The sequence below is a fragment of the bacterium endosymbiont of Bathymodiolus sp. 5 South genome (assembly GCF_900128535.1).
Taxonomy (GTDB): Bacteria; Pseudomonadota; Gammaproteobacteria; order PS1; family Pseudothioglobaceae; genus Thiodubiliella.
This window is the reverse complement of record NZ_FQTR01000093.1, coordinates 1-7414: the sequence shown is the minus strand read 5'-3', so window position 1 is coordinate 7414 and position 7414 is coordinate 1. Positions and strand designations below refer to the sequence as shown.

Below are 7414 nucleotides of genomic sequence, written 5' to 3'. Positions count from 1 at the left end.
TGTCTTTGGTTTTCACCTAATAGGTGAAACTGTTTTTTGGTTGAAATCATTATACCAGTTGGGGTTTGTGCGTTTTTTTGGTTTTTATTTTTGGATTGGGGAAATATGGTATCTTTGTTCGTAGGTCAATTGCGTATATTTTTGCATGTTTCATTCCTTTTTCTTGTCGGATTAAAGAGTGGTTAATATACCCTTTGACCGACTAATTGAGTGTTGCACTTATGATGTGAATCTAAGAGAGCTATTATTGTACTAAATTATCTTTTACCATTTACCATCTTTATTTTTACTGGAAAAGAAACTACCCTGTATATGTATGCATTGATGATATCTTTTGCCCTCTATCGCTTAATTTCAAACTGCATAGATATTTCGCCCAAGTGCAAAAAAAAATTACCCTTGTTTTACGCGACATGATGTCAGAGCTTTTTATTGTTTTTCTAGTCTTAAGCGGTACAGAGTATGAAAGCAATTATATTGTTTTTGGTGGTATATTTTTAATCCTATTTTTGATAACTCAAATAAAATCAAAAAACAAGATAATTTCGTTTGCAATAAAATTCTTCCCATTTGATATACCCATAATAGTCTGGGCACTATTTCAAATTAGTGATGGAAATTATTTGGCCTCCTTTATCTTTATTGCTTACACTGGCTGGATTTATTGGTATATAAAACAAACGACACAAGATAATGATTTTTTATTATATGCTTATGCGGTTTGGGATGCGGGGTTAGCAAGTGCAGTAATATCATTACTACTTTTTTGAATAAGGACTCGCCTTGAATTCACCTTATTTATTATCATCCTCTTTTCATTGTTTTGCTTTATCAAATTTTCAATACAAGCATTCGCTTGACTTTCATCAAGGAAATTTGAATGATAATTTAGATAATGTTTGTAAGCAATCACAGGTTAAGATAAATGCACGCCATTTCAAAAACCTCCTTTCTGATATTTTTATGGGCTTGAAAAAACCCTTAAGTGAGATTGATATTGTGGATATTAACTTAAAATTTAAGAATGCAGGTAAGGTGTCAATTCGGATAAAATTTAAGTATTAATGACAAGACAAAGGAGTGAATTATGCTAAGTGCTGAACATCAAAAAACCCTGCAGACGAATGCGTTATTTGCTGATTTTACTATGAATGAATTGGCACAAATTAGTCAATCTACTGTGTTTGTCAGGGTGGCAAGCCAGCAGCGTCTTTTTGAGCAAGGGCAAACAGCAAAAGATTTTTTTCTGTTAGTTGATGGCAAAATAAAGCTGGCATTTTTGTCCTCAGAAGGCTTTGAAAAAGTAGTTGATGTTATCCATCCAGGGCATAGCTTTGCTGAGGCTGTGATGTTTTTAGGCAAAAAAAGATACCCTTTAAACGCAACTGCATTAGGGTATAGCAAGGTATTGCGCATCAATATTGATTGTTATCTAAAGATACTGGAATCCTCGCCCAAATCTTGCTTTAAAGTGATGGGAAAATTATCCCAACGACTGCATTGGGCAACGAGAGAGATCAATCATTTGGTTTTACATGATGGCAAATATCGATTAATTCGGTTTTTGCTTGCCAATGCAAAAAGATCAAATGATGTGGATTTGTCTGTTGCTAAAAATATCTTAGCATCACAACTCTCCATTAAGCCTGAAACACTATCACGCATACTCAAAGAGCTCTCTAAACAAGGCTTGATAACCGTTGATAGCGATCATATTATGTTGCTCAAAGTAGCTGAGTTAAAAAATATTATTATTACTTGAGCTTGACTTAAGTCAATGATACTTAGTGAGTACCTTAGTATGATTGACTTCTGATTCAATGTAAATGAGGAGAGAAAAATGAAACAACTGTTTAAAAAATTAAGTTTAAGTGTGGCGTTATTAATGTCATTATCTAATGTGGTTATAGCGCAGACCGAAGCTCAGGGCTATATTGCCAATATTGGTGTTAAGTCTAATCTAGAGGGTTTGGAACGAGTAAAACAAATCTTGGTTGCACCGCCTTTTTTGCCAAAACACCAGCAGCGCTATTCGGGTAAGTCTCGAATTATTGAAATGGAAATGATCATTGAGGAGAAGGAAATTGAAGTGGAACCAGGGGTTTTTGTGCAGGCAATGACCTTTGCTGGCACTAATCCAGGTCCATTGATGGTAGTGCATGAGGGGGATTATGTTGAATTAACACTCAAAAATCCAAGCACCAATCTTTTGGTGCATAATATTGATTTTCATGCTTCAACAGGTGCCTTAGGTGGGGGCGCTTTAACTAAAGTAGCCCCTGGGGAGGAAGTAGTTTTACGCTTTAAAGCCAACAAGCCAGGCACTTATGTTTATCATTGCGCACCTGGTGGCATTATGATTCCGTACCATGTGGTTTCAGGCATGTATGGTGCAATTATGATACTACCAAAAGAGGGGTTAAGAGACAATAAAGACAACTTAGTCACTTATGATCGGGCCTATTATGTGGGCGAGCAGGGTTGGTATGTGCCACAAGATGCACAAGGCAATTACAAGCGCTACCCTAATGCGGTTGCCTCTATGAACGATACTTTAAAAGTCATGAAAGGCTTGGTGCCAACGCATATTACTTACAACGGCAAAAAAGGTGCACTCACAGGTAAAAACGCAATGACAGCCAAGGTTGGTGAGACGGTATTGTTTATTCATTCACAAGCCAATGAAGATTCTCGCATTCATTTAATTGGCGGGCATGGCGATTTGGTGTGGCCAGGTGGCTCCTTTAATAATACGCCAACGGTTGATAGGGAAACTTGGCGTGTCAATGGTGGTGAAGCGGTGGCTGCAATGTACACTTTTAAACAACCGGGTATTTATGCTTATGTAAACCACAATCTAATTGAGGCAATTATGCTTGGTGGTGCGGCACATGTGAAAGTTGAAGGTCAATGGAATAATGATTTAATGGAGCAGGTTAGAGCGCCGAGCAAAATTAGATAATGTCATTTTAAAGGAGTAATCTATGAAAAATTATTCAGATTTTTTTACCATTAAAAGATTGTGGATAGCGTTGATTGTTAGTTTAATTTTGTCCTTTTCTGCCTTGTTATATCTTGGTGGACAGATTTATCAGCAAGCACCACCAATACCAAATGCAGTGCAAATTGTCAATGGTAATGTGATTTATAGCAAACAAGACATTGAAGATGGGCAAAATATTTGGCAAACCATAGGGGGTATGCAACAAGGTTCAATTTGGGGTCATGGTAGCTATTTGGCACCTGATTGGAGCGCAGATTGGCTACATCGAGAGGCCTTATCTTTGTTAGATATCATAAAATCCAGTGGCTTTTATCTGAACAATAAATACCAAACGCGAGAAGCGCATAAAATCATCTTAAAAGATGAAATGCGAACCAATACCTATAATGCAACAACAGGTGTGATTACTATTAGTCAAAATCGTGCCTTGGCAATTGCTGAAACGCAACGACACTATATTGATTTATACACCTCAAATAAGCAAGAATATCAACAACTTCGTGAAGATTACGCCTTTCCAATTAAAATGATTCTTGACAAGGAAAAAGCCAGAAAGCTTAGTGCCTTCTTTTTTTGGTCAGCATGGGCAGCGTCAACTAACCGCCCTGAGGATGAGGTTACTTATACCAGTAATTGGCCGCATGAGCCATTAATAGGCAACACGCCGCCGCCTTCAGTTTTGTTATGGAGCATTATTTCAATATTTTTATTGCTAGCGGGTATTGGTGCTATTGTTTGGTATTATGCTTCTCAATTTGACAAATGGCGTCAAAACTCAGAACCTGAGCAGGGTATTGCCACAACTGATTTTATTGAAAATAACAAAGTAACACCCTCAATGAAAGCCACTGCAAAATATTTTTGGGTGGTAACCGCATTGTTTGTCTCCCAAGTATTGTTAGGCGTTATTACTGCACATTATGCTGTAGATGGGCAGGGTTTGTATGGTATTGATATTGCAAGTTATATTCCTTATGCGGTAACCAGAACTTGGCACACACAGCTGGCAGTTTTTTGGATTGCAACCGCTTGGTTGGCGACTGGGCTGTATGTTGCACCACTGATTTCAGGGCATGAGCCAAAATTTCAACGCTTTGGTGTGAATTTTCTATTTTTTAGTTTGTTGTTAATTGTGGTAGGATCATTTGCAGGGCAATGGCTGGCAGTCAATGGTTTTATTGAAAACTTAAGTCTAAATTTTTGGTTTGGACATCAAGGCTATGAATATATCGATTTAGGGCGTTTCTGGCAAATTTATTTGTTTATTGGTTTGTTGTTGTGGGTGGTTTTATTGTTAAGAGCCTTGCTTCCTGCCTTTAAGGATAAAAATTTAAAATCACTCTTGTTTGTTGTTGTGCTTGCTACTGTTTCTATCGGTTTGTTATATGCTGCTGGGTTTATGTGGGGAAAAAACACCAACTTAAGCATTATGGAATATTGGCGCTGGTGGGTGGTTCATCTTTGGGTTGAGGGTGTGTTTGAAGTGTTTGCCACTGCTATTATTTCAGTTTTGTTTGTGCGTATGGGGTTATTAAGAACCTCGGTTGCCACTACCATGGTAATTTTTACCACGATTATTTTTTTAGGTGGTGGTGTGTTAGGTACGCTACATCATCTATATTGGAGTGGAACGCCGATCTCAGTGATGGCAGTGGGTGCGAGTTTTTCAGCGCTTGAAGTGGTGCCATTAGTCGTCATTGGATTTGAGGCGTATAACCATAAAAAATTAGAAAACCAGCAAACTTGGCAAGAAAACTACCATTGGCCGTTTATGTTTTTTAGTGCAGTATTGTTTTGGAATTTGGTTGGCGCAGGTTTGTTTGGATTTTTAATCAATCCACCTATTGCACTTTATTATATGCAAGGCTTAAATATTACTGCTAACCACGGACATGCGGCATTGTTTGGCGTTTATGGGATGCTTGGTCTTGGTTTGATGCTATATGCTATGCGGGGTTTAACCGACATCAAACAATGGGACACTAGGCTTTTGAAAATTACTTTTTGGTCGCTTAATATTGGTCTGGCAATGATGACATTTTTGTCTTTATTGCCACAAGGACTATGGCAAACCTACCAAAGCATCGCGCACAGTTATGTCTCTGCTCGCAGTGTTGAATTTATGCAAAGCGATATTATGCATGCGTTGGTGTGGGCTAGAGTGCCGGGCGATACTGTCTTTGCCGTTGGCGTATTTGCTTTTTCCTGGTTCGTGTTTAAAGCATTTGTCAAGAAATAACACTAAGTATGGGTAGCTGCCCATAATCACATTTTCTATGGAATGTGTTGCACTTGTAATTTGAATTCAAGGGGGTAAAAAGTTGCACTTGGAACTTGAATGGGCGTGTATTATCATTAAAAATTTGCGATTTAAAATAGTAGAATAGAAGGGTTGAGTGTTATTAAAGATAGACCAGTATGCTAGAATCTAAACAACCAGAAGCAAAAGACTATGGCGTTATTCAAATTAGAAATTTTAACAAAGGGACAGTAAAATTAGGGTAGAGAGTTGTAAAAAAAATCGGTATTTTTAACCTCGTTAATTCGAGGTTTTGAGGTACCAATTTTGGCATAATCACGAGGAAAATTATGAAAAACAAAAGTATATTAGCGATTATGCCGGCAACAGCAATAGGGTTTGTAAATGCAGGGATTTTCGACGATATAGGTAATGGTATAGCTGGAGCAGCCAATGATGTGTCTGATTTTACAGTTGATGCTGCAGAAGATGTCGCTGATGTTGCGCTTGATGGCTTAAAGATAATAGATGAGACTATAACTGGCGATTGGGGTCAAAAAAATAATTGGCCAAATAAATAAATAATTGGGGTCAGAATACGATTTATTCGCCCAACACATTGTAATTTAAATAACCAGCAACTGAAACTAGCAAAGCAAAGTTTGATTCGTTTTGTTACTTTATTGTTTATAAGAGTCAGTAAAATAAATATTTTTTTGTTAGGAAAATGATAATGAGTGGATTGTTTGGTTTCTTTAAAAGCAAGAATGACAATGTCAAGCGTAGTAGTGAGGAGCAATTAGCTGATATTGCGCATGAGTTTGTGCGACAAAATAAGTCAAAACGACGCTGGCGAATCTTGTTGAGTTTGTTGTTTTTTGGCTATATTTTCAGTGTGTCTTATGTTAGTTTGCGTGAAAGTGGTATTTTGCAAGATGCCATGGAAAAAGAATCGCCTTTTGTGGCGGAGGTGCTATTAAGTGGTGTTATTCAAAGTGCAGGTGGCATTAATGCAGATGATGCTATTGAATTGTTGCAAGAGGCTTTTAAGGCGGAAAACGCCAAAGCGGTGATTTTGCGACTCAATTCACCGGGTGGCTCGCCAGTGCAATCCAGTCGAATTTATAAGGCGATTAATCGTTTAAAAGCGAAATTTAATAAAAAACTCTATGTTGTGGCTGAGGATGTTTGTGCATCGGGCTGTTATTATATTGCTGCTGCCGCTGATGAAATTTATGCTGACGAATCATCAATTATCGGCAGTATTGGCGTGGTGATGTCGGGTTTTGGTGTGGTTGATGCAATGCAAAAAATCGGTATTGAACGCAGACTATATACGGCAGGAAAAAATAAAGGATTAGGGGATATGTTCTTGCCTGAGGATGAGGCGACAATTAATCATATTCAAACTAAAATTTTGGACAAAGCGCACCAAAACTTTATTAATGCCGTCAAAAAGGGTAGAGGTAATAGACTTAAAGACAATAAAGATTTGTTTACTGGATTGGTTTGGCTTGGGCAAGATGCCTATGATTTGGGCTTGATTGATGGGATTGGCGATGCCAATTTTGTGGCAACAAAGTTGGTTGGGGTTAAGACCAGAGTTTTGTATGAAGAAGAAAAGACTTTGTTGGAAGAATTAACTGAGGTAAGTGCTAAAAATATTGCTTTGGTTATTGGCAATCAGTTTTTTTCTAAAAGTTGGATGTCTACTTTACAGTAACATCCTGTTGAAGTCATTCTTTGAATAAAATCTAGTGCTTGGTGTAAGAGATGGGTTAGGTTGCTTGTGTCTCGTAGGCGTGGGTTTGATGGTAAGGCATATATTATTTGAGACCTTTGCAATAAATAGGAATAATCATCAAAAAATTCACTTTTCACTCACTTGGAGTCTTATACCAAATTCAAAAAACAACTAGAGACTTTTGCATAACTCATAATTCTCCACCCTAATTTCAATTTTTAGATTTTTTCAAAAATATTTTCAAAACTACCTGTATTTTTTCATAAAGTCCAAAAAAAACCTTATTTTCCCCGCTGTTTATTGCTTTATTTCTCTATTTTTAGTCCTCTCCCACTCATTGGGCGTAACAACCCCTTAGACTTCGCATTTGTTTAAAAATATTCATCCCAGTTTTAAGATTGTGACTCATGGCAATAAGTTGTGCTCT

The 7414-nt window shown here is 37.4% G+C and carries 7 protein-coding genes; all 7 read left to right on the top strand.

The window, feature by feature from the left end; all coding sequences use genetic code 11:
- Positions 1-380: 380 nt before the first annotated feature.
- The 7 genes from BBROOKSOX_RS08050 (at position 381) to BBROOKSOX_RS08020 (ending at position 6966) form a co-directional block, all read left to right on the top strand.
- On the top strand, positions 381-770 hold the full coding sequence (locus BBROOKSOX_RS08050) for a hypothetical protein (protein WP_180323918.1): 390 nt from the start codon (positions 381-383) through the stop codon (positions 768-770).
- 13 nt (positions 771-783) lie between these two features.
- On the top strand, positions 784-1065 hold the full coding sequence (locus BBROOKSOX_RS08045) for a hypothetical protein (protein ID WP_139660808.1): 282 nt from the start codon (positions 784-786) through the stop codon (positions 1063-1065).
- Between the two features lie 22 nt (positions 1066-1087).
- Positions 1088-1762, top strand: a complete 675-nt coding sequence (locus BBROOKSOX_RS08040; RefSeq protein WP_139660806.1) for a Crp/Fnr family transcriptional regulator — start codon at positions 1088-1090, stop codon at positions 1760-1762.
- Between the two features lie 78 nt (positions 1763-1840).
- On the top strand, positions 1841-2962 hold the full coding sequence (gene nirK, locus BBROOKSOX_RS08035; protein WP_139660803.1) for a copper-containing nitrite reductase: 1122 nt from the start codon (positions 1841-1843) through the stop codon (positions 2960-2962).
- Positions 2963-2984: 22 nt separating this feature from the next.
- Positions 2985-5243: a nitric-oxide reductase large subunit gene (locus BBROOKSOX_RS08030; protein WP_139660801.1), complete on the top strand. Its 2259-nt coding sequence runs from the start codon at positions 2985-2987 to the stop codon at positions 5241-5243.
- Between the two features lie 350 nt (positions 5244-5593).
- Complete coding sequence (locus BBROOKSOX_RS08025) at positions 5594-5824, top strand: hypothetical protein (RefSeq protein ID WP_139660798.1); 231 nt, start codon at positions 5594-5596, stop codon at positions 5822-5824.
- Positions 5825-5976: 152 nt separating this feature from the next.
- Positions 5977-6966 carry a S49 family peptidase gene (locus BBROOKSOX_RS08020; RefSeq protein ID WP_139660796.1) on the top strand — a complete coding sequence of 330 codons (990 nt, stop codon included), beginning with the start codon at positions 5977-5979 and terminating at the stop codon, positions 6964-6966.
- Positions 6967-7414: the final 448 nt, after the last annotated feature.